Genomic DNA, 23,562 nt, shown 5'->3' with positions numbered 1-23,562 from the left:
CGATTCAGTCAGTCAACAGGAGCTCGCCCACCATGCGCACCCTGATGCGCGTGAGCTGGCCCGGCAGATAGGAAAGCGGCAGGGTTTCGACATCGACCACGGCCATGCTGCCGGGGTCGGCGCCGGCGGCGATGAGCGACTCGCGCACGTCGGCGCGGATGGCCTCGATCGCCGCCTCGGCCGGCATCGCCGCCAGGTCGACGACGCGGTCTTCCTGCGCGCTCACCTGCGCCATTGCCGCGCCCACCGCGTTGGCCGCACCATGGTGCGGCGGGATGACGACGGGCAGCTCGCCCAAGCGATCGGCGCTGACCAGGATGCTGCCGCCGCCCACGATCACCACCGGCACGATCGCCGCCGAGGTCCGCACGCGCTCGATGGCATCGCTCAGGCGTTGCTGGATGCGGTCCATGCAGGCGCGCGCCTGCTGGCGATCGAGATGGGCGACGGCCGCCGCCTCGCCCAACTGCGCCAGCCCGGCCGCCACCGCCAGATCGGAGGCGGTGAGGGTGCTGCCGCCGAACACCAGCGCATCGCTGGTGAGCCGGTAACCCACGCTCTGCGGGCCGATCGACGCCAGGTCGGGCGACACCAGGCTGCCGCCGCCAAGGCCGACGCAATACACATCGGGCATGCGGAAGTTGGTGCGCACGCCGGCCAGCTCCACGGCGAGGCCCGCCTGCCGCGGAAAGCCCTTCACCAGCGCGCCGATGTCCGAGGTGGTACCGCCGATGTCGACGACGATGGCGTCCGCGCAACCCGACAGGAAGGCCGCGCCGCGCATCGAGTTGGTCGGCCCGGAAGACACGGTCATGATGGGGAAGCGGGCCGCGGTGGCCGCGCTCATCAGCGTGCCGTCGTTCTGGGTCAGAAAGAAGGGCGCGCTCACGCCGGCCGCGCGCAAGGCCGCGGCGAAGGCGTCCACGGTGAGCTGTGCGAGATCGCCCAAGGCTGCGTTCAGGATGGCGGCGTTTTCGCGCTCCAGCAGCCCCATCTGGCCGATCTGCGAGGACAGCGTGATCTGCGCCGTGGGGTAGACCTCGCGTATCAGCTGCGCGGCGGCGCGCTCCTGGCTGTCGTCCAGCGCCGAGAACACGCCGGACACCACCAGGTGCCGGATGCCGCGCCGGCTGCAGTCGGTGGCGAAGTCCTGGATCTGCCGCGGCACCAGCGGCGCGATCTCCCGGCCATCGACCTCCAGCCCCCCGTCCACCATGCGGCTGTGCACGTTCAGCGCGGCGCGCATCTCCTCCGGCCAGCCGGAGAGCGGCGGGATCGCCGTGGTGGTGGGCAACGCCAGGCGCAGCACACCGACGGCGGCCAGGCGGCGCCGCTCCACCAGCGCATTGATGAAATGCGTCGTGCCTATCATCACGGCGCCCAGCTGCGCGGCCGCGATGCCCGCGCCCGCGGTGACCTGGCGCAAGGCCTCCAGCACGCCGGTGGTGACGTCCGCCGTGGTCGGCGTCTTGACGGCATGCACCACGCGTCGCCCCTGCATCAACGCCGCATCGGTGTTGGTCCCGCCAACGTCGATTCCTACCCTGTACATAGTCCGCTCCCGATCAGAACCGTGCCCGTGCCTCGAGGCCCAGGGTGCGCCCCTGCGCCAGCGAGCCGATGTCGAAGGGCAGGCCGGTGTACTTGGCGGCGTTGTAGTCGGCGTAGTAGCGCCGGTCGCCGAGATTGCGGCCGTACAGCTCCACGCTCCAGCGCTCGCGCGCGCCCCGCAAGCCCAGACGCAGGCCCAGCAGCGTCATGCGCGGCGTCAGCGCGGCGTTGTCGGCATGCCAGTAGCGCTGGCTGCGGTGCTCGACGTCGAAGCGCAGGCTGGCACTCAGGCCGTCGCCCACCGGGCGGGCGAGCTGGACGCCCAGCGTGGCCTTGAAGGGCTGCGACTTGGGCGTGTAGTTGCCGACCGTGCTCGGGTCGACATCGTTGCGCGCGATCTTGCTGTGCGTGATGCCGACGCCACCGTCCAGCTCCAGGCCCTTGAACGGGATGTAGCGGAAATCGACGTCCAGGCCGCGGATGTTGACGCGGTCGATGTTGGCGATGATCTGATACAGATTGTCCTTGACGTAGAAGTACTGGAAGTCCTTGGAGCGGGAATGGAACAGCGCCGCGTTCAGGACCAGGCGCTGGTCCAGCAGCATGGTCTTGCTGCCGATCTCGTAGTTGCTGAGGTGTTCCGGCTTGAACTCGTCCAGGCCGGGCGTGTTGAAGCCGCCCGAGCGGAAACCGGTGCTGAAGGTGGCATAGGCCAAGGTGTCGCGGTCAAAGCGCTCGGTGAGCGTGAGCTTGGGCTGCCACGATGAGAAGCTGGCCGAGCGCGTGCCCAGCCCGGTGGCGAGATCGACCTGGCGGCGCGCGTCGCGGTCGTAGCGCAGCGCGGTGGAAAGCGTCAGGTCCTTGCGCAGGTCCAGGTCGACCTGGCCGAACGCGGCCGAGGCCCGGTTGCTGTTGTCCTCGTTGGCCAGAAAGATCTGCAGGCCCGGGTTGTCGTACTGCGCCAGCCCGCCGCCCTCGTCGCTGAACACGCGGGTTTGCAGGCTGCGCTGCGTGTGCAGGTAGTAGGCGCCGGCAATCCAGCGCAGGGGCCGGCCGTCCGGTGAGGTCAGGCGCAGCTCCTGGCTCAGCATGCGCGTGCGCAGCTCCATGCCCTGGCCGGTCTGCCCTTCGCCAAACAGGCCCTCGGGACGCTCCAGCGCATTCGAGAAGTCGTTGTCGCCACGGTAGTTCTCGATCAGCCGGGTGTAGCCGGTGATGGCGGTGAGGGCGCCCAGCGGCGTGTCGGCATCGAGCTTGAAGCTGAGATCGCGCGTGCTGCCCCAGGTCTGGCCGAGCAGGTTGGAGCGCGGTGCCCGGATGTCGCCCGCCTGGCCGCTGGGGACGATGCTGTCCCAGGTCGCGCCGGCCCTGAAGTCGGTGACGCTGGCGCGCAGATCGAGCCGCAGCTCGTTGCTGGGCATCAGCGCCAGCTTGGCGCGCAGCGTGTTGTCGTGGTCGACCGCGTCGATCGCCGCACCGAGATAGGTATTGCGCGTCAGGCCATCCGAGCGCTTGGTCTGTGCGGCCACTCGGAACAGCGCCACGTTGTCGACCAGGGCGCCGCTGAGGCCGGCGGAGAGCTCCTTCTCGGCGCCACTGCCCAGCAGCAGATTCGCGAAACCCTCCAGCTGGTTGGAGGGCTGCTTGGTCTCGATATTGATCGCACCGCCAATCGCATTGCGCCCATACAGCGCGCCCTGCGGGCCCTTCAGCACCTCGATGCGGTCGACGTCGAACAAGCTCATCTTGAGCTGCTTCTGGTTGTTCTGCGGCACGCCGTCGACGATCACCGCGACCGGCGAGTCGGCGTTGTTGACCTCGGTGACGCCTCGAATCACGACAAAGGAATTGCCGTAGGTGAAGGAGTTGTCGAAGGACATATTGGGCGTCAGGTTGATGAAGTCCTGCGTGCTCTTGATGCCGGCGTTCTCGATCTGCTTGGCCGAGAAGGCCTTCACGGCGATCGGCACGTCCTGCAGCAGCTCGTGCCGCCGCTGCGAGGTGACGACCACCCGCTCGATGCGGACCTTCTCCCCGTCCGGCTCGGTGGCGCGATCCGGCTCGGCCGCCGGCACGGCGGCATCGGCGGCGCGCGCCGCGGTGGGCAGGGTCGTCATCGCGGCCGCCAACATGGCGGCGATGGCAAGGGCAACGGGACGGCGTTGACGCGATGGGCTTGGGGACAGAGGCATCGGATTCTCCTGACGTTGGCGTAGCGGACCTGAGAGAGCGGAATTCCCGTGGCTTGGAGCTGCTGCGCAAACCGCCGCGGGGCTGGTCAGCATGTTGGCCGCCGCCCCGGCAAAGCGCCATCGAAGCGGCGGGTAGTCGCCGCCCCGCCGATGGGTAGGGCCCCCGGGCTCACCCTGTGCAGGGCCAGGGCGGTTTGCATACGAAAATGGCGGCAATGCGAATCACGAGGAATGTCCACGCGCTGCCCGGGCCGGACGCGCAGCGCGCGCTGCTCGTCTCGCTGCTGGTGCATGGCCTGCTGCTGAGCCTGACCCTGGGCGGCCAGGGGCTGGGCCTGCCGGGCCTGGGCCTGCCCTGGCAGGATCGGCGCGCCGAGGTGCCCGAGCTGCGCGTGCGCCTCGCCCCTGCACCTGCCGTCGCGCCCTCGCCCCCACCGCAGGCGCCAACCCAGCCGGCAACGCAGCCGGCACCGCCCGCGCTGCCGCCGCCTGAGCAGGCCGCCGCGCCCAAGCTGGAACAGGCGGCGGCCCAGGCACCCGCGCCGGCAGCGCTGCCGCCCACGGCCACGGCGGAGCTCAGCGCCCCGACCCTGAGCGCCGAGCCGTCCGCGGAGCTCAGCCCCGCCATCGCACCGAGCCCGGCGGTGATCGCGCTGCCGCGCGCCGACGCCGCCAGGTGGAACGTGCCGGTCCCGCCGGTGGCCGCATCCATGCCGGCGATGGCTGCCATGGCCAGCGCATCGAGCCCGCAGGTCCGGCCCGCGCCTGCCGCGCCGATGCTGCCGCCGCGCGAGGCGGCCGCGGCCATGCAGCTGCGCGCGGACCTGCGCGCCTGGGAACGCGCGCTGGAACGCGCCGAGCTTGAGCGGGCCAGGCAGGAGGCGCGCCAGCAGGCCGAGCAGCAGGAGCAGGCGCGCCAGGACGTGGCGCGCATCGAGGCCGCGCGCCTGGAGGCCCTGCGACTGGAGAGCGAACGCCAGGAGGCCGCGCGCGCGGCGGCCAGGCAGGAGGCGGCCAGACAGGAGTTGGCGCGGCAGGCCGCGGCCAAGCAGGAGGCCGCGCGACTCGAGGCGGCGCGCGTCGAGGCCACGCGGCTGGAGGCCGAGCGGCGCGAGGCACAGCGCGCCGAGGATGCCAGGCTGGAGGCGAGCAGGCAGGAGGCCGCGCGGCAGGAGCTGGCCCGACAGGAGGAAGTACGGCAGGAGGGGGTGCGCGCCGCAGCCGCACGCCAGGAGGCCGAGCGCCAGGAAGCGGCGCGGCAGTCGGCCGCCCGGCAGGAGGCGGCACGTCAGGACGCTGCCCGGCAGGAAGCCGCACGCGCCGACGCCGCCAAGCTGGCGGCCGCGCAGGCCGAGGTGGAGCAGCGCGAAGCCCGGCTCCGGGCCATCGGGCGCCAGCTGAACGAGGAGGCCGACCGGCGCGACGCGGCAGCGGCAGCGGCAGCGGCCGCGGCACGTCAGTCGCCGACGCTGCCGGCCGCGGCCAGCAGCGCGCGCCGCGGGCGCCTGTTCGGGCGCAGCGACGCCAATGCCGAACTGCTCATGTACGCGGAAGCCTGGGCCCGCAAGATCCAGTTCAACATGACGTTTGAACTGGTGCGCGAGGCGGTGAAGCAGCCCCACACCGACCCCATGGTGACGGTGGCGATACGCAGCGATGGCTCGGTGGAATCGGTGAGCTTCGTGCGTTCCAGCGGCGTGCCGGCCATCGACGAGGCGATCCGCCGCGTGGTGCAGAGCCAGGCCAACTACCCAGCCTTCCAGCCCGCGCTGGCGCGCGAATACGACGTCGTCGAGATCCGCCGCAGCTGGCACTTCGACATGGCGATCCGGCTGTACTGAGGCGCTCGCGGCGGGGTTCGCAATCCTGCCGCTTAAACTAGCCCGCCGCAACCGCACACAGGCCATGAAAAGCAGCGCACGCAAGAATGCAACGACCACCACGGGCAAGCCGGGCAGCAAGGTGACCCTGGGCATGGTGGCCGAGGCCTGCGGCGTCTCGCCCAGCACGGTGTCACGCATCCTCAACGGCACGGCGGTGGTGAGCCAGGAAAAGCGCGAGGCCGTCGATCGCGCGATTGCCGAGCTCGGCTTCATCCCCAACCCGATCGCGCGCGGCCTGGCCGGCGGGCGCACCCTGAGCGTGGGCGTGGTGACGCAGGCGATCGACAGCCCCTTCTACGGTGTGGCGCTGCGCGGCATCGAGGAGGAACTGAGCCCGGCCGGCTACAGCCCCTTGTTCGTGAGCGGCCACTGGAACGCGCAGGAGGAGCAGCGCTGTATCGACGTGCTGCGCTCGCGCCGCGTGGACGGCATCATCGTGCTGACCGGCCGCCTCAGCGACGAGGCGTTGCGCAAGCTCGCCAAGGAGCTGCCGGTGGTGGTGACCGGCCGCAGCCTCAAGGCCAGCGGCCTCTATGCGCTGGACTTCAACGATTTCGAGGGCGCGCGCCTGGCCACCCACCACCTGCTCAGCCAGGGCCACCGCCAGATCGCCTTCATCGCCGGCGACCCGGTGCACCCCGACGCCCAGGAGCGCCTGCGCGGCTACCGCGCCGCGCTGGAGGCCGCCGGCGTGCCCTACAAGCCCAGCCTGGTGCTGCCCGGCAAGTTCCATGAGGAAAGCGGCCTGATGGCGGTGGAGCGCTTGATCGACAGTCGCGAACCCTTCACGGCCATCTTTGCCGCCAACGACCAGATGGCCTTCGGCGCTTCGCTGGCCCTGCATCGGCGCGGCCTGCGCGTGCCGGAGGATGTATCGCTGGTGGGCTTCGACGATCTGGCCGGCGCCGCCCATTCGCTGCCGCCGCTCACCACCATCCACCAGGCCGCCCATGAGCTGGGCCGGCTGGCGGCGCAAGCGCTGCTGCAACTGCTGGCGGGCCAGAAGCCCAGCGGCAAGTTGCCCGAACCGCGCCTGATCGTGCGCTCGTCCACCCGGCCTCTGAAGTAGGCCCCGGCAATTACCCTCGATTGACATCGAGGCCGCCCGCCACTTATCATGAAAGCGCTTTCATAAACATCACATAACGACGGCGTCGACAGGCGCGGCGGAGACATCGGCATGCGGCTTGCGGCCCGGACCTTGGTTGGCATCTGTACGAGCGTGGGGCTGCTGGCCGGGCCGGCCGCGGCCCAGCAGAGCATCACCGTGGCCGCCTTCCCCGCCGTGGACGAGATCGTGCGCGCCGCCCTGCCGGCCTGGCAGCAGCTGCATCCGACGGTGGCGGTGAAGGTGGTGAGCCGCGAGCTCAACGACCACCACACCGCCATGACCACGGCGCTCTCCACCGCCGTCTACCTGCCCGATGTGATGGCGCTGGAGGTGGGCTATCTGGGCCGCTTTGCCCAGGGCGCCGGGCTGGAAGACCTGGCGCGCCCGCCCTACGAGCTGCGGCGCTACCAGGCGCGCTTCGTCCCCTATGCCTTCGAGCAGGCCAGCACGCCCGCCGGCGCGGTGCTGGCCGTGCCCACCGACATCGGCCCCGGCACCCTGCTCTACCGCCAGGACCTGCTCGCCAAGGCCGGCCTCGGCGAGGCCAATCTGACCGGCAGCTGGGAGGGCTATGTGGCCGCCGGCGTGAAGATCAAGGCCGCCACCGGCGCCTACCTGCTGGCCCATGCCCGCGACATGAAGGACATCCTGATACGCACCGGCATCCAGCCCGGCGAGGGCATGTACTTCGACAAGGACTCGCGCCCGCTGGTGACCACGGCGCGCTTCGTGCGCGCCTTCGAGCTGGCGCGTGCGGTGCGCCAGCAAAAGCTCGATGCGCGCGTGACCGCCTGGTCCTCCGACTGGAGCGAGGGCTTCAAACGCGGCGGCGTCGCCACCCAGATGTCGGGGGCCTGGCTGGCCGGGCATCTGAACAACTGGCTGGCGCCCAGCACACGCGGCCTGTGGCGCGCCGCGCAGCTGCCCGAGGGCGCCTTCGCGGCCTATGGCGGCACCTTCTTCGCCATCCCGCGCCTGGCCGATGCGGCCAACAAGCCGCTGGCCTGGCAGTTCATCCAGCTGATGACGCTGAACCGCGCGCGCCAGCTGGCGGCCTTCAAGTCGCAGGACGCCTTTCCAGCCCTGCTGGAGACCTATGACGACGCCTTCTTCGACGAACCCCTGGCCTTCCTGGGTGGCCAGCGCGCGCGGCGCGACTGGCGCACCGCGGCCGGCCAGATCCGCGCAGTGCAGGTGCACAAGCAGGACGCTTTTGCACGCGAGGTGATCGATACCGAGCTCGACAAGGTGCTGGAGCGCGGCAAGGCCATCGATCGCGCCCTGGCCGACGCCCAACGCCTGCTGCAGCAACGCGCGCTGCGCTGAGACAACAAGACCATGAAGCACCTCCGCCTCTCCCCGCGCTGGGCGCCCTATGCCCTGCTGGCACCCTTTCTGCTGCTGTTCCTGGTGTTCGGCCTGTTCCCGCTGGCCTTCTCGCTCTACCTCTCGTTCCAGAGCTGGGAGCCCACCAGCGGCCTGGCGGCGATGCACTACGTCGGCCTGGACAACTTCGCCTTCGCGCTGCGGGACGAATGGTTCTGGAAATCGCTCGCCAACACCGGCTGGCTGGCGCTGGCCTCCGGCCTGCCCCAGCACCTGGTGGCGATCCCGCTGGCGAGCTTTCTGCACCTGGGCTTCAAGCGCTGGCGCAATGCCGTGGTGGGGGCCTACTTCCTGCCCTACATCACCTCCTCGGTGGCCATCGCGATCCTGTTCAGCTCGCTGTTCTCGACCGACTACGGCCTCATCAACCTGCTGCTGGCGCTGCTGCGCGAAGTGCCGCTGCTGGGCGCCCTGCTGCCGGCACAGGCGGTGGACTGGCTCAACGACCCCGATGCCCTCAAGCCCGCCATCTCGATGATCGTGTTCTGGCGCTATGTGGGCTTCAACGTGGTGCTCTATCTCGCCGCCCTGCAGACCATCCCGCCCGATCTCTACGAGGCCGCCACCATGGACGGCGCCGGCCGCCTGCAGCAGTTCTTCCACATCACACTGCCCAGCATCCGGCCGATGATCTTCTTCGGCGTCACGCTGAGCGTGATCGGTGGCCTGCAGCTGTTCGAGGAGCCCTTCATCCTCACCGGCGGCAAGGGCGGCTCCGACCAGGCCGGCATGACGGCCGCGGTCTATCTCTACCGCAACGCCTTCGACTTCAACGACTTCGGCGCCGCCAGCGCGATGTCCTGGCTGCTGTTCCTGGTGGTGGCCCTGCTCACCTGGCTGACCAACCGCGCCTTCCGCCCGCGCACACGCTGAGCACGAGATGAGACGACAAGCCCAACACATGGCCCCCTGGGCCGCCTACTGTCTGGTCGGCCTCGGCACGCTCATCATGCTGGCGCCCTTCTACTTCATGTTCGTGTTCGCCACGCATTCGCGCAGCGAGATCTTCAGCCTGCCCCCACCGATGTGGTTCGGCGACGACCTGGCGAACAACCTGGCCATCCTCACCAAGCGCCTGCCGTTCTGGCGCAATCTGGGCTGGAGCCTTTATGTGGGCATCGCCTCCACGCTGCTGACCCTGCTGTTCTGCTCGATGGGCGGCTATGCCTTCGCGATGTTCGAGTTCCGCTTCAAGAAGGCCCTGTTCGCCCTGGTGATGGGCACCATGCTGCTGCCCAGCTTCATGAACATGATCCCCAGCTTCATGATCATGGATCTGCTGGGCTGGATCGATCAGCCGCGCGCCCTCTACATCCCCGGCGCCGCCAGCGCCTTCGGCATCTTCCTGATGCGCCAGTTCGTCGGCAGCGCGATTCCGCGCGAGCTGGTGGAGGCGGCGCGCATGGATGGCTGCAGCGAGCTGGGCATCTACGCGCGCATCGTGCTGCCCCTGCTCAAGCCGGCGCTGGGCACGCTCGGGCTGATCACCTTCATCGCTTCCTGGAACAACTTCATCGGGCCGCTGGTGGTGATGCGCTCGCCCGATATGTACACCCTGCCGCTCGCCCTGCGCAGCCTGCAGAGCCCGGTGGACACCGAATGGGGCGCGCTGATGGCCGGCTCGGCCATCGCCACCCTGCCGCTCATCGTGCTCTTCGTGCTGTGCTCCAAACAACTCATCTCGGGCCTCACCGTGGGCGCCGTCAAGTAATGCAACACCTGCCAGACTCATCTTCTACATCCTTCCCGCCCGGCTTCGTCTGGGGCGTGGCCACCAGCGCCTTCCAGATCGAGGGCGCCGCCAGCGCCGATGGCAAGGGCCCTTCCATCTGGGACAGCTTCTGCCGCCAGCCCGGCGCGATCGCCGACGCCAGCAACGGCGACATCGCCTGCGAGCATTACCAGCGCTGGGAGCAGGACCTGGACCTGATCGCCGGCCTGGGCGTGGATGCCTACCGCTTCTCGGTCTCCTGGCCGCGCGTACGCCCCAGCGGCAGCGGTGCCTGGAACGAGGCCGGCCTGGCCTTTTACGAGCGCCTGGTGGACGGCCTGCTGGCGCGCGGCATCAAGCCCTATCTGACGCTCAACCACTGGGACCTGCCACAGGCGCTGCAGGACATCGGCGGCTGGGGCAGCCGCGAGACGGTGCAGCGCTTTGTCGAGTACGCCTGCGGCATGGCAGCGCGCCTGGGCGACCGGGTGGTCTCGATCGCCACCCACAACGAACCCTGGGTGGTGGCGCAGCTGGGCCATGAAAGCGGTGTGTTCGCACCGGGCCTGAAGGACCGCAAGCTGGCCGCGCAGGTCTCGCACCACCTGCTGCTGAGCCACGGGCTGGCGCTGCAGGCCCTGCGCGCCCAGGGCTGCAAGGCCGAGCTGGGCATCGTGCTGAACCTCTCGCCCATGCACCCGGCCAGCGACGCGGCGGCCGACCGCGCCAAGGCCCGGCTGGAAGACGGCCGCCTGCTGCGCTGGTACATGGACCCGCTGTTCAAGGGCCGCTATCCGCAGGACGTGCTGGACGAGCTGGGCGGCGACGCACCCGCGGTGCAGCCCGCCGATATGCAGGCCATCACCGCGGCGATGGACTTCCTGGGCGTCAACTACTACTCGCGCTCGGTGGTCAGCGCGGGCCAGCCCTGGGACGTGCACAGCAGCGGCCGCGAGGTCACCGACATGGGCTGGGAGGTCTACCCCGAGGGCCTCACCGAACTGCTGCTGCGCCTGCAGCGCGACTATCCGGTGCCGCCGCTGTTCGTGACCGAAAACGGCGGCGCCTTCAAGGATGTGCTGAGCGCCGACGGCCGCGTGCACGACGAGGGCCGCACCCGCTACATCGCGGCCCACATCGCCGCGGTGGCCGAGGCCATGCGCCAGGGCGTGCGCATGGGCGGCTATATGGTGTGGAGCCTGATGGACAACTTCGAATGGGCCTCGGGCTACGAGAAGCGCTTCGGCATCGTGCATGTGGATTACGCCAGCCAGCAGCGCACGCTCAAGGACAGCGCACGCTGGTACCGCGAATTCCTGCAACAGCAGCGCGCAGTGCGCTGACAGCGAGGGCGATCAGATGGGACAAGTGACCCTGCGCGGCCTGCGCAAGCGCTACGAACAGAACGAAGTCATCCAGGGGCTGGACCTGGAGGTGCGCGATGGCGAGTTCATGGTCTTCGTCGGCCCCTCGGGCTGCGGCAAGAGCACCACGCTGCGCATGATCGCCGGCCTGGAGGAGATCAGCGGCGGCGAGCTGCTGATCGACGGCCAGCGCGCCAACGAGCTGCGCCCGGCCGACCGCGGCGCCGCCATGGTGTTCCAGAGCTACGCGCTCTACCCGCACATGACGGTGGCCGAGAACATGGGCTTCGCGCTCAAGATGGCCGGCGTGAGCAAGTCCGAGCGCCAGCAGCAGGTGGGCCGCAGCGCGGAGATCCTGCGCATCACCGAGCTGCTGGGACGCTATCCCAAGGAACTCTCGGGCGGCCAGCGCCAGCGCGTGGCGATCGGCCGCGCCATCGTGCGCAAGCCCAAGGTGTTCCTGTTCGACGAGCCGCTTTCCAATCTCGACGCCGCGCTGCGCGTGGACATGCGCATCGAACTGACGCGCCTGCACCGCGAGCTGGGCACGACGATGATTTACGTAACCCACGACCAGGTCGAAGCCATGACCATGGGCGACCGCATCGCCGTGTTCCGGCAGGGTCGCATCGAGCAGCTGGGCGCCCCGCTCACGCTCTACCAGCGCCCGGCCAACGAGTTCGTGGCCGGCTTCATCGGCGCACCGCGCATCAACTTCGTGGATCGCCCCGGGGCCGGGGCCAGCGCGGCGCACCGGCAGCTCTGGGCGCTGCTGGGCGCTGCCGCCCAGCCGGACGCACAGCGCCTGGGCCTGCGCCCCGAGCATCTGCGGCTCGCCGAGGGTGGCGTGCCCGCCAGCGTGGTGCTGGCCGAGCATCTGGGCGATGTCTCCATCGTGCACCTGCGCGTGGACGGCATCGCCGAACTGCTGACCGCCAAGCTGGCGGCCGGCGCGCCGGGCTTGCACAGCGGCGCTGCGGTCGGCCTCGCGGCCGCCGCCGGCCAGGCGCTGGGCTTTGATGCCCAGGGCCGCGGCCTGGACTGAAGAGAACCGGCGCCACGGCCATGTGGCGCGAATCACTCGCTAGGGTAAGTCTGGAGAAGGCGCGCAGCCGGACCAGTTAAATTTGAGAAAACGTGAAAGCGCTTTCAGGCATTTGAAGAAGCTGACCGACAACACATAAGGAGACCTATGAAAACCGCCCAGCAGCATCGCCAGCGGCCCGCCCGCGGCCGCCATGACGTTCAACCGGTGGCAGCAGCCTGCGCGCTGCTGTTCATCGCCGCCGGCGCCGCGCAGGCGCAGCAGGCCCAGCAGCCCGAACAGCTCGAGACCGTGGTGGTCACGGGTATCCGCCGCAGCATCGAGTCCTCGGTGGCGCTCAAGCGCGGCTCGGACTCCATCATCGAGGTGATCTCGGCCGAAGACCTGGGCAAGCTGCCCGATGCCAGCATCGCCGAATCGCTGGCACGCCTGCCCGGCCTGACCGGCCAGCGCGGCCCCGATGGGCGCGTCAATGTGATCTCGATCCGCGGCCTCTCGCCCGAGTTCTCCGGCGTGCTGCTGAACGGCCGCGAGATGGTCTCGAGCAACGACAGCCGTGCGGTGGAGTTCGACCAGTTCCCGGCCGAGCTGGTGAGCGGCGCCTCGGTCTACAAGACGCCCGACGGCACGCTGATCGGCCAGGGCCTCTCGGGCACGGTGGACATCCGCACGGTGCGGCCGCTGGACTCGCGCGGCCGCCAGATCGCCGTCAACCTGCGCGGCGAGCGCAACTCCAACGGCACCCTGGTGCCCGGCGTCGCCAGTCCCACCGGCACGCGCTTCAGCCTCTCCTATGTGGACCAGTTCGCCAACAACACCATCGGCGTGGCGGCCGGCTTCGCGCGCCTGGATTCCTCCAGCCAGACCAAGCAGACCGAGCTGGTGGAATATGGCGACTACACGCCCTTCGGCCTGCCGCTGAGCGGCAACAAGCCCGCCCAGGTGGGTGGCAACCAGGCCCTGCTGCCGATGTTCTGGACCGCCACCTCGTCCACCAAGAAGAATGTGCGCGACGGCCTGATGGTGGTGCTGGAATACAAGCCCAACGACAGCCTGCACAGCCAGCTGGACCTGTACTACTCCAAGTTCGACACCCATGAGGTGGGCGGCAAGTTCGCGCAGAGCCTGTTCGGCAACTGGTCGGCCGGCATCGCGCCCGCGCTCTCCAATGTGGGCACCACCCAGATCGGCCAGAACACCTATGCCACCAGCGCCACCACCTCGCAGCTGGTGGCCAATGTGGGCAACTTCGACACCAAACGCACCGACAATATCGCGGCGCTGGGCTGGAACACCGAACTCAAGCTCTCCGATCACTGGAAGGGCGTGGCCGACCTGAGCTACTCGCGCGACAAGCGCAACGAGCGCTACACCGAGGCCTACGGCGGCCCCTACGACCATGCCGCCAAGCAATGGACCTATGGCGCCTACCAGTGGAACGTGCCCATCGACGGCAGCCCGCAGACCTTCACGCCGGTGCAGGCTGGCTATCTGTCGAATCCCTCCAAGATGGCCTTCGGCGACGTGCAGGGCATGGACTGGGTGCCCAACGAGGCCTGGATCGGCGCGGTGCGCCACCCCGAGATCAAGGACGAGATCAAGTCGCTGCGCCTCTCGCTGAAGCGCGACCTGGACGGCTTCTTCAGCGGCCTCACCGGCGGCGTCAACTACACCGAGCGCAGCAAGGACGTGGCCAAGAACGAGGACCGCATCCTGATGTCCAAGGACGCCGCGGGCAACTACATCCGCAGCATCCCCAGCGCGGTGGTGGGCACGCCCTTCGACATGAGCTGGGCCGGCATCCCCGAGCTGCTGCGCGTGGATGTGCCGGCGCTGGTGCAGGGCGGCACGGTCTCGCTGGAGGAGGGGCAGTTCAGCAAATGGGTGGCCAACAACTCGAATGTGCGCGAGAAGGTCACCACCGCCTTCGGCAAGCTCGACATCGACAGCGAGTTCTTCGGCGTCTCGCTGCGCGGCAATGTCGGCGTGCAGGTGGCGCATGCGAAGCAGAACTCCGACGGCTGGGAATACCGCGGCAATGACGAGGCGCCGGATCCCACCCTGCTGTACAAGCGCAGCGGCGGCACCAGCTACACCGATGTGCTGCCCAGCCTGAACCTGGTGGCCGACTTCAGGAACAACTGGATCGCCCGCTTCGGCGCCGCCACCACCATCGTGCGGCCCAATATCGTCGACATGCGCGCCGGCACCAGCACGCCCTCGGTGATCGGCGACCTGGCCGGCACCCCGCATGCCGGCGAATGGACCACCGCCTATGCCGGCAACCCCGAACTCAAGCCCTGGCGCGCCACCGGCTTCGACCTCTCGGTGGAACGCTACTTCGGCAAGCGCAGCTATGTCTCGGTGGCGGCCTTCCGCAAGAACCTGCTGAGCTATATCTACAACCAGCTGACGGCGGTGGATGCCAGCGGCTTCCCGCAGGTGGCGCCTCCCGGCGTGACGCCCAAGCCGATCGCACCGCTGATCCGCCCGGCCAATGGCTCGGGCGGCAAGGTGGAGGGTTATGAGTTCGCGGCCTCGCTGGAAGGTGCCCTGCTGCACCCGGCGCTGGAAGGTTACGGCCTGGTGTTCAGCGCCTCCAAGCTGAGCAGCTCGATCCGCGACCAGAACCCCGACCCGACCGTCAGCACCGAGCGCAACGTGCCACTGAACGGCCTCTCGGGCCTGTCCAACAGCCTGACGCTTTACTACGAGAACCACGGCATCTCGGCCCGCATCAGCCAGCGCTACCGCTCGCCCTTCACGGCCACCACGCGCGACATCTTCCTGAACTCGACCACCCTGCAGCAGGCGGCCGACAAGGTGGCCGACCTGCAGCTCGGCTACGCCTTCGAGGATGGCAGCTACAAGGGGCTGTCGGTGCTGCTGCAGGTCAGCAATCTGTTCGACAAGCCCACCATGAACCGCAAGACGGTCGGCCCGAATGCCCCGGATGCCACGGGGCTCACGCCCAACTACATCCGCTACTTCGGCCGCGCCACCCTGCTGGGCGTGAACTACAAGTTCTGATCGGGCCACAATCGCCGCCATGGACAGCAACCCGCCCCTGCGCAATATCGTCATCGTCGGTGGAGGCACCGCCGGATGGATGACGGCCGCGGCATTCGCCAAGGCGCTGGGGCGGGCCTATTCGATCCGGCTGATCGAGTCCGACGAGATCGGCATCATCGGCGTCGGCGAGGCCTCCATTCCCAACCTCACCGAGTTCAACCGGGCGCTGGGCATCGACGAAGACGAGTTCCTGCGCGCCACGCGCGGTAGCTTCAAGCTGGGCATCGAGTTCGTCAACTGGGGCGCGCTGGGCGACCGCTATATCCACGGCTTCGGCAAGGTCGGCCAGATGGCCGACACCGTGCCCTTCCATCACTTCTGGCTGCGCATGGCGGCGCAGGGCAAGGCCGCGCCGCTGGGCGAGTACTCGATCAACACGGTGGCGCCGCGCCAGGCCAAGTTCATGCGCGCGCGCCACGACATGGCGGGCTCGCCGCTGGCCGAGATCGCCCATGCCTACCATTTCGATGCCGGCCTCTATGCACGCTTTCTGCGCGGCTTTGCCGAACAGCGCGGCGTGCAGCGCCTGGAGGGCAAGGTCACGCGGGTGGAGCAGTGCGACGGCGATGGCGGCATTGCCGCGATCGTGATGGAGAGTGGCGAACGCGTGGCCGGCGATTTCTTCATCGATTGCTCGGGCATGCGTGCCCTGCTGATCGAGCAGACCCTGCATGCCGGCTACGAGGACTGGTCGCACTGGCTGCCCTGCGATCGCGCCATCGCCGTGCCCTGCGAGTCGGTCAGCCCGCTGCTGCCGATGACGCGCTCCACCGCCCACGCGGCCGGCTGGCAATGGCGCATCCCGCTGCAGCACCGCATCGGCAATGGCCATGTCTACAGCAGCCGCTTCATGGACAAGGAAGAGGCCGAGGCCATCCTGCTGCGCAACCTCGATGGCGCGGCCACCGCCGCGCCGCGCCACCTGGCCTTCCGCACCGGCCGCGCCAAGACCTTCTGGGTGCGCAACTGCGTGGCGGTGGGCCTCGCCAGCGGCTTCCTGGAGCCGCTGGAATCCACCAGCATCCACCTCATCCACATGGCGGTGGCGCGCATCCTCGACTACTTCCCGCGCGCGGGTTTCGACGCCGCCGACATCGCCGAGTACAACGCCATCACCCGCGTGGAGTACGAGCGCATCCGCGACTTCCTGATCCTGCACTACAAGCTCACCCAGCGCGACGACTCCGAGTTCTGGAACTACTGCCGCAACATGCCCGTCCCCGAGGGCCTGCAGCGCAAGCTGGACCTGTTCGCCAGCAATGGCCGCGTCTACCGCGATGGCGTGGAGCTGTTCACCGAGGTCAGCTGGCTGCAGGTGATGCTGGGCCAGCGCCTGCAGCCACGCGGCTACCACCCCTTTGCCGACCTGCTGCCCGAGGCCGAGGTGCAGGCCTACCTGGACAACGTCCAGCGCGTGGTGGGCAAATGCGCCCAGGCCATGCCCACGCACGCCGAGTTCATCGCCAAGCATTGCGCCGCGCGGCTCGATTGAGAAGCGCGTCCGCCGGCTCGCGCCGCGCCCGGCTTGCATGCGGGCGGTGGCCGTAGCAACATCGCCGACACCGCCGCCGCGCACCGGGCCTTGACGACGGCTGACGGGGGACTCGTGATGATGCACACCAGACGCAAACTCCTCGCCTGCATGCTGATGGCTCTGCCTCCCTGGCGCGGGGCGACGGCCGCCGATGCCGCTAGCTTGCCGACCGATTTTGCCGAGTTTGCCGGCGGGCTGGCGCAGCCGCGCGGCCTGCTGTTCGCGCCCGACGGCAGCCTCTATGTGGCCGAGCAGCTCAGCGGCGAGATCGCGCGCATCGGTGTCGACGGGCGGCTCACGCGCATCGCGCGCGGCTTTGAAAGCCCGCACGACCTCGAACTCGACGCCGCGGGCCATCTCTACGTGGCCGACACCGGCGCCGGTCGCATCGCCAAGATCGATCGCGCTGGCGCGGTCTCGACCTTTGTCGATGAGCTCGAGTCGCCGGTCGATCTGGCGTTTGCGCCCAACGGCGAGCTCTGGGTCTGCGAGCTGACTGGCAAGGTGCGCGCCTTCGCCTCGGCGACGCGCTCGCGTACCGTCGTCGCCTTGAAGGGGCCGCATGGCCTGGCATTTGCGCGCAACGGCGACACCTTCATCAACGACTGGCGTGGCAACCAGGTCGTGCGGCTCGACGCCAAGGGCTTGTTGCATCCGTTTGCAGATCTCGCCGGCCCGGTGGGCCTGTCGTTCAGCCCGGCGGGCGAGCTGATCGTGGCGCAGCCGCAGGCGCGGCGCATCACCCGCATCGGCCCCGACGGCAGGCAGCAGCTGCTGGCCGAGGGTCTCAGGGAGCCGCGCGACCCGGTGTTCGACCGCCAGGGCCGACTCTACGTGGCCGAGACCATGGCGGGCCGGGTGCTGCGCCATGCGGGGCGCTGGTAGCGGGCCGCGCTACTTGGCGGCCTGGTACACGCGCACGTAATCGATCTCCATGCGCACCGGGAAGATGGCGTCGTCCACCGGCCCGCCCAGGTCGCCGCCGATGGCGATGTTGAGGATCAGGAACTGCGGCGCGTCAAAGGGCCATTGGGCCTTGCCGGTGCCTGCGTTCTTGTAGACGAAGTGGCTCTTGCCATCGATGCCGAAGCGCACCTGCTGGGGCGTCCAGTCCATCTGGTAGGTGTGGAAGGCGCTGCAGGCGTCGCCGACCTGGGTGGCCGCGCCCGCACCATTGCCGCCGCTGCCGGCGCTGGTGTGGGTGGTGCTGAAGACCTTGCTGGGCTCCTTGCCCACCTGTTCCATGATGTCCAGCTCGCCGGCGGCGGGCCATTCACCCTGGCTGCCGAGCATCCAGATCGCCGGCCAGGTGCCCTTGCCGCAGGGCAGCTTGGCGCGGATCTCGAAGAAACCATAGGTCCACTCCGCCTTGCCGGCGGTGATCAGGCGCGCCGAGGTATAGGGCTGGCCACCCCAGTCGGCCGCAGCGGAGAGCTGCTCCTTGCGCGCGGTGATGACCAGCTTGCCCTCCCGCTGCTCGGCGTTCTCAGCGCGCGCGGCGCTGTAGTACTGCTGCTCGTGGTTGTGCCAGCCCTGCTTGTTCATGCCGGTGTCGTAGGCCCATTTGGCGGGGTCGGGCAGGCCGGCGGGTTCGAACTCATCGGACCAGACCAGCCGGTAGCCGGCCGGCACGGCCAGGGTTTCCGGTGCGGGCACGGGTGCGGGGGCAGGCTGGGGCGCGGTGGCGCCGCCGGCACCGCCGCAGCCGCCCAGGCTCAATGCCGCCAGCAGCGGGGTGCAGGCGCGGGCAAATCGTCGGTTCATGCGTAAGCTCTCCTGTGGCTAGTGTCGTGTCGTCAACGGCGCGCGCGCCGCTCCAGCAGCTGCTCGGCGTCGGCCAGCGCCTGGCGTATCGGCTTGGCGCGGTTCAGCACCTTGTCGAGTTCGGTCTGCACCACTTCCTCGGCAAACTGGTTCTGCTTGTGCACGGGCGCGGCGCTGATGCGGCGTGCCGCCTCGCGCCAGAGCCGGCGCGCCGGCTGCCCGCCCAGAAATGGCAGGGGCTCGCTGAAGAAGGCATCCTCGTGGGTGGCCAGCAGGGCGGGGAAGGCGTCGTAGGCCTTGAAGGCCTGCAGCTGCAGCTGCGGGTCCAGCGTCATCAGGCGGATGAAGTCCCAGGCCAGCGCCTTGCGTGCCGGCGCGGCGTGGCGCGGCATCGCGTAGAAGGCCCCGCCATAGGCGGCGCTGGCGCCCTCGGGCAGCGGCGCGGCCCGCCACAGGCCGCGCGTGCCGGGGGCGATGAAGCTGTTCAGCTGCCCCGCCAGCCAGGCGCCCGAGAGCTCGGTGGCGAGGCGGCCGCGCTTGAAGCCCTCGGCCCAGTCGTTGGACCAGGCCGGCACGCGCGCGTCCAGCCCCTGCCGGCGCGCCTCCCTCGCCACCTCGAAGGCCCGCTCGAAGCGCGGCGAGTTCACCAGCACGCGCGAATCGGTATCGAAGTACAGGCCCTCGCCCGGCCGCAGGCCGCTGCGGATCAGGATGTCCTTGATCTCCTGCACATGGGCGATCAGGTAGGCGCCGGTGCGTGCCTTGATGCGCGCACCGGCGGCCACGTAATGCTCCCAGGAGCGCGTGAGATCGTCTTCGGCGAGCGCCGCGCGGCTCAGGATGTCCTGCCGGTACAGCAGGGTGCCGGGCCCGATGTCGGCCGGCATGGCCACCACCGCGCCGTTGCGCGCGACCGCCTGTTCATAGGCATAGGGCACCAGGCGCGCACGAAAGCGCTCGACCTCATAGGGCGGCTGGCGCAGATCCTCCAGCCCGCCGCCCTGGGCGAAGCGGCCGACGAAGCTGGACTCCAGCGCCATCACGTCCGGCAGGGCCACCGCGGTGGAGAGCGCCGTGGTCATGGCGGTGTGGTGGTCGCTGTACTGGCGGCTCAGCACGCGCAGCTCCACCTCGGGATGCAGGCGCTGCCAGGCCGGCGTGGCGGCGCGGGCGATTTCGTCCACCAGCGGAAAGGCGGCCACCGTGAGCACGGCGCGCGCGCCCGCGCGCACCGGCAGTGCCGCGGCGAGACCCGCCCCCAGCAAGGCGCGGCGCCGTGTCATCGTGCCAGGCCGTAGCTGGCGATGGCGCGCGGCGGCAACTCCGCCACACAGGCCAGCTCGTCGATACACAGCACAAAGCGCAGCGCCGCCTCGCTCCGGTTCAGCACTACCAGGGCCAGCTCGCCATCCATATTGAGTGCCGCCGTGCACTCCAGATCCTGCTTGCTGGCCGCGCACAGCAGGCGCTGCGCGCCGGGCCTGATGAAGCGCGCGAAATGGCCCAGGTAATGGTAGGAGCTCTGCGGCATCAGCAGCCCGCAGCTGCGGTCCGCCAGCATCGGCGCGCTGCAGAGATTGCCCACATGGTTGGGGCCGCCGGTCTCGTCCAGCAGCAGGTTCCAATCGATCCAACCCACCGTCCAGCGGTTCAGGTCGTTGATGATGTTGCGCGCATAGCGCTCGCCCAGCGCCCAGGAACCCAGGTGCGGGCCGCCCTCCTGGCAGCCCTCGGTGAAGAGCAGCTGCTTGTCGGGCCAGGCGTCGTGCACCAGCCGCACATGGTCAAAAGCATCCTCGCCATACCAGTGGAAGCCGCAGCCCCAGACATAGCGCGCCGCCTGCGCGTCTGCGTAGACGGTGTCGGCACGCTGCACCATCTGGTCGCGGTTGTGATCCCAGATGACGATCTTCACCTCGCCCAGGCCGGCGGCATGCAGCGCCGGGCCGAGATGGTCGCGCACGAAGTCGCGCTCCTCGGCGGCGCTGTAGATGCAGGAGTCCCAGCGCTGCGTGGCGTCGGGCTCGTTCTGCACCGTCACGCCCCAGACCGGCACACCCTCGGCCGCATAGGCCTGGATGAAGCGCACATAGCATTGCGCCCAGGCGGCGGCGTATTGCGGCAGCAGCTTGCCGCCCTGGTTCATCTGGCCGTTGCTCTTCATCCAGGCCGGCGGGCTCCAGGGCGAGACCAGCAGCTTGATGGGCTGCGCCGCCACCGCCTGCGCCGCCTTGATCATGGGCAGCAGGGCGCGCCGGTCGCGCTCGATCGAAAAATTCTGCAAGGTCGCATCGCCGGGCACCTCGGCATGCGCATAGTTGCCCAGCGCGAAATCGCAGCTGTTCATGTGCACGCGGCAGAGCGTGTAGCCATGGCCCTGCGCCGCATCGAAGTAAGCGTGCAGCAGGCGTTCCGCCTCGGCCCATGGCAGCTGTTGCCAGGTCACGGCGGCGGCCTCGGTGAAGGCGCCGCCAAAGCCCTCGATGCGCTGGAAGCGCTTGTCGCTGTTCACCATCAGCTGCGGCAGGCCGCGGGCGGCCTCGGCCAGATCCGCTGCTGGCCGCAAGGCCAGCGACGGTTGCGGCGCCAGCTGCAGCGCCGCGCTGCTGCCCTGGCCGAGGGCGCTGAGCACGCAGCGCAAGTCGCCGGTGCGGGAGGGGGGCGTGAAACTCATGGGCAGGAGGGCCGCGCTGCCGCGGCATGGGTGGCAAGAGGACGCTTTTGGTTTTATGAAAGCGCTTTCTTTTTTCAGAATAGGGCCTCGTCGGCCGGCGGTCAATGAGAAAAGCACGGCCCGCGTGGCGCGCCCGGCGGGGCGCCGGGTAAACCATTGCTTGATGCCTGAAAGCGCTTTCATTAACATCACGAACATGGCAAATACGGTCTCCACCCTCACCTACCCGCGGCTGCTCGGCGATATCGGCGGCACCAATGCCCGCCTGGCCTGGGCGCATGAGGCGGGTGCGCCGCTGTCCGACATCGCCAGCTACCGCTGCGCCGAGCATGGTTCGCTGGCGGCGGCCATCCAGCGCTATCTGTCGGACCATGGCAAGCAGCAGGGCCCGCGTGCCTGCGCCATCGGCATCGCCAATCCGGTCACCGGCGACGAGGTCAGGATGACCAACCACCATTGGTCCTTCTCGATCGCCTCCCTGAAGAAGGAACTGGCGGTGAACCGGCTGGCGGTGGTGAACGACTTCACGGCGCTGGCCCTCTCCCTGCCGGCCCTGGGCCCCGACGAACTGCTGCCCCTGGGCCCGGGCGCGGCGATTGCCGACGAGGCCATGGCCGTGCTGGGGCCGGGCACCGGCCTGGGGGTATCGGGGCTGCTGCCCGCGCCCGGTGGCGGCTACCTGCCGGTGGCGGGCGAAGGCGGGCACAGCACGCTGGCGGCCAACGACGCGCAGGAGGCCGCGGTGATCGAGTGGCTGCGCGGGCGCTTCGGCCATGTCTCGGCCGAGCGCGTGCTGTCCGGCCCGGGCCTGGTGAATCTCTACGAGGCGGCGGCCGGCCTGGCGGGCCAGGCCGCGCTGACGCTCACGCCGGCCGAGATCGTGGACGGCGCACGCCACAGCGGCGACCCGCTGTGCCGCCTCGCCATCGAGCTGTTCTGCCGCTTCCTCGGCAGCTTTGCCGGCAATGTGGCGCTCACGCTGGGCGCGCGCGGCGGCGTCTACATCGGCGGCGGCATCGCACCGCGCCTGCTGCCCGAGCTGCGCGCCTCGCGCTTCCGCGAGCGCTTCGAGGGCAAGGGACGCTTCCAGGCCTATCTGGCGCAGATCCCCTGCTGGCTGATCAACGCCGAGGTCTCGCCGGCCCTGATCGGCGCCTCGCGCGCGCTGGACATCGAGCGCTTCTGCGCGCGCGCCTGAGCCTCGCTCAGCGCTGGCCCGCCGACGCCCTGCCCTGGCGCCTTGCATACCAGGCGGGCCGCTCGGGCTGCGGCCGCGGGCCGATCAGCCGCACGCACTGGGCCTCGATCTCGCCGAGCAGCCGAGCCAGAAAGGCGACGAAGTCCTGCGTGGCCTCGTCGCGCCGCGCATCCGGCCGCAGCAGCGCGCTGAAGGGTGGCGCGTCGGGGCTGTCCCAGTCCAGCAGCACCGGCTGCAGCAGGCCGTCGCGCACATGGTGCCAGACCGACAGATCCGCAAAGCGGCCCACGCCCTGGCCGTGCAGCACCGCTTGCAGCGCGTCGTCGCGGCTCTCGCAGGTCAGCCAGCCGCGCACCGCCACCTCCTCGACCTCCTCGCCGCGGCGGTGGCGCCACAGATCCAGCACCGTGCCCTCGGGTGAGCGCACCAGCACGCAGTCGTGCTGCGCCAGTTCGGCGGGCCGCGCCGGCACCGCGTGGTTGCGCCAATAGGCCGGGCTGGCGCAGACGATCAGCCGGCTTTGCGCCAGCGGGCGCTTCACCAGGTCCAGCGCGCCGGGCCAGCCCAGCGCGATCAGCACGTCGAAGCCGCGCGCCTCGGCATCGGTGACGGTCAGCTGGTCCACCGTGCTCAGCTCGATCTGCACATGCGGGTGCTTGTCGCGATAGCCCGGCAGCGCCGGGATCAGCAGCGCGCGCGCCAGCAGGGCCGGCGCACCGACCACCAGGGTGCGCGCCCGCACCGGGCCGGCGGCCGCGCGCTCGGCCTCGGCCAGCTGGGCCAGCAGTGGCGCGCAGGCTTCGCGGTAGGCCGCGCCCTGTGGCGTGAGCGCCAGGCCGCGCGTGCTGCGCTCCAGCAGCCGGACGCCCAGCTCGCGCTCCAGCGCCCCCACCAGCTTGGTGACCGCCGGCACGCTGAGCTCGAAACGCCGCGCGGCCGCCGAGAAACTGCCTTCCTCGGCGGCCGCGATGAAGTACTGAAGGGCGCGCAGCTTGTCCATGCTTTAACCATTGGTTCAAACCCATTGTGCCGCGGCGGCGCTTTCTGCTTTGCCCATGCCTGCCTACAGTCCGAGCC

The 23,562-nt window shown here is 69.6% G+C and carries 17 protein-coding genes; 11 read left to right on the top strand and 6 right to left on the bottom strand.

Features of this window, described 5'->3' with window-relative positions; genetic code table 11:
* Positions 1-4: 4 nt before the first annotated feature.
* The gene (locus tag PFX98_RS11625; RefSeq protein ID WP_285235365.1) at positions 5-1,552 is read right to left on the bottom strand and encodes a hydantoinase/oxoprolinase family protein; all 1,548 of its coding nucleotides are present in this window, start codon (positions 1,550-1,552) and stop codon (positions 5-7) included.
* 13 nt (positions 1,553-1,565) lie between these two features.
* Positions 1,566-3,683, bottom strand: coding sequence for a TonB-dependent receptor (locus PFX98_RS11620; protein ID WP_285235364.1), 2,118 nt, complete (start codon positions 3,681-3,683; stop codon positions 1,566-1,568).
* A gap of 275 nt (positions 3,684-3,958) precedes the next feature.
* Between PFX98_RS11620 and PFX98_RS11615 the strand changes: the two genes are divergently transcribed.
* The 10 genes from PFX98_RS11615 to PFX98_RS11570 all read left to right on the top strand — a co-directional run bounded on the left by PFX98_RS11615 (position 3,959) and on the right by PFX98_RS11570 (position 17,734).
* Positions 3,959-5,584: a TonB C-terminal domain-containing protein gene (locus PFX98_RS11615; RefSeq protein WP_285235363.1), complete on the top strand. Its 1,626-nt coding sequence runs from the start codon at positions 3,959-3,961 to the stop codon at positions 5,582-5,584.
* A 64-nt stretch (positions 5,585-5,648) separates the two neighbouring features.
* Positions 5,649-6,695 carry a LacI family DNA-binding transcriptional regulator gene (locus tag PFX98_RS11610; protein WP_285235362.1) on the top strand — a complete coding sequence of 349 codons (1,047 nt, stop codon included), beginning with the start codon at positions 5,649-5,651 and terminating at the stop codon, positions 6,693-6,695.
* 111 nt (positions 6,696-6,806) lie between these two features.
* Positions 6,807-8,063 (top strand): ABC transporter substrate-binding protein, encoded by a 1,257-nt coding sequence (locus PFX98_RS11605; RefSeq protein ID WP_285235361.1) that lies wholly within the window; start codon positions 6,807-6,809, stop codon positions 8,061-8,063.
* Positions 8,064-8,075: 12 nt separating this feature from the next.
* A complete protein-coding gene (locus PFX98_RS11600) occupies positions 8,076-8,996 on the top strand; it encodes a carbohydrate ABC transporter permease (protein WP_285235360.1) in 921 nt (306 codons plus the stop codon).
* Positions 8,997-9,003: 7 nt separating this feature from the next.
* On the top strand, positions 9,004-9,834 hold the full coding sequence (locus tag PFX98_RS11595; RefSeq protein WP_285235359.1) for a carbohydrate ABC transporter permease: 831 nt from the start codon (positions 9,004-9,006) through the stop codon (positions 9,832-9,834).
* Positions 9,834-11,177, top strand: coding sequence for a GH1 family beta-glucosidase (locus PFX98_RS11590; RefSeq protein ID WP_285235358.1), 1,344 nt, complete (start codon positions 9,834-9,836; stop codon positions 11,175-11,177). The genes PFX98_RS11595 and PFX98_RS11590 overlap by 1 nt, the downstream gene beginning before the upstream one ends.
* Before the next feature lie 16 nt (positions 11,178-11,193).
* Positions 11,194-12,243: an ABC transporter ATP-binding protein gene (locus PFX98_RS11585; protein WP_285235357.1), complete on the top strand. Its 1,050-nt coding sequence runs from the start codon at positions 11,194-11,196 to the stop codon at positions 12,241-12,243.
* Between the two features lie 147 nt (positions 12,244-12,390).
* Positions 12,391-15,273 (top strand): TonB-dependent receptor, encoded by a 2,883-nt coding sequence (locus PFX98_RS11580; RefSeq protein ID WP_285235356.1) that lies wholly within the window; start codon positions 12,391-12,393, stop codon positions 15,271-15,273.
* Between the two features lie 19 nt (positions 15,274-15,292).
* Positions 15,293-16,807, top strand: coding sequence for a tryptophan halogenase family protein (locus PFX98_RS11575; RefSeq protein ID WP_285235355.1), 1,515 nt, complete (start codon positions 15,293-15,295; stop codon positions 16,805-16,807).
* A 156-nt stretch (positions 16,808-16,963) separates the two neighbouring features.
* Positions 16,964-17,734 (top strand): Vgb family protein, encoded by a 771-nt coding sequence (locus tag PFX98_RS11570; RefSeq protein ID WP_285235354.1) that lies wholly within the window; start codon positions 16,964-16,966, stop codon positions 17,732-17,734.
* A gap of 9 nt (positions 17,735-17,743) precedes the next feature.
* On the opposite strand, the gene PFX98_RS11565 is transcribed toward PFX98_RS11570, so the two are convergent.
* From PFX98_RS11565 to PFX98_RS11555, 3 genes are read right to left on the bottom strand one after another with little or no spacing between them, the layout of a single operon-like run.
* A complete protein-coding gene (locus PFX98_RS11565; RefSeq protein WP_285235353.1) occupies positions 17,744-18,613 on the bottom strand; it encodes a glycoside hydrolase family 16 protein in 870 nt (289 codons plus the stop codon).
* A 32-nt stretch (positions 18,614-18,645) separates the two neighbouring features.
* Entirely contained in the window at positions 18,646-19,896 is a 1,251-nt protein-coding gene (locus PFX98_RS11560) for an extracellular solute-binding protein (RefSeq protein WP_285235352.1), read from the bottom strand.
* Positions 19,893-21,287, bottom strand: coding sequence for a glycoside hydrolase family 30 protein (locus PFX98_RS11555; RefSeq protein ID WP_285235351.1), 1,395 nt, complete (start codon positions 21,285-21,287; stop codon positions 19,893-19,895). The genes PFX98_RS11560 and PFX98_RS11555 overlap by 4 nt, the downstream gene beginning before the upstream one ends.
* Before the next feature lie 196 nt (positions 21,288-21,483).
* Between PFX98_RS11555 and PFX98_RS11550 the strand changes: the two genes are divergently transcribed.
* Positions 21,484-22,485 carry a glucokinase gene (locus tag PFX98_RS11550; RefSeq protein ID WP_285235350.1) on the top strand — a complete coding sequence of 334 codons (1,002 nt, stop codon included), beginning with the start codon at positions 21,484-21,486 and terminating at the stop codon, positions 22,483-22,485.
* A 7-nt stretch (positions 22,486-22,492) separates the two neighbouring features.
* Here PFX98_RS11550 and PFX98_RS11545 read toward each other — a convergent pair whose 3' ends face one another.
* Positions 22,493-23,485, bottom strand: coding sequence for a LysR family transcriptional regulator (locus tag PFX98_RS11545; protein WP_285235349.1), 993 nt, complete (start codon positions 23,483-23,485; stop codon positions 22,493-22,495).
* Positions 23,486-23,562 lie beyond the last annotated feature (77 nt).

This window comes from Paucibacter sediminis, assembly GCF_030254645.1.
Taxonomy (GTDB): Bacteria; Pseudomonadota; Gammaproteobacteria; order Burkholderiales; family Burkholderiaceae_C; genus Paucibacter_B; species Paucibacter_B sediminis.
Note: the sequence above shows the minus strand (reverse complement) of the source record. Positions and strands in the feature narration are given on the sequence as shown.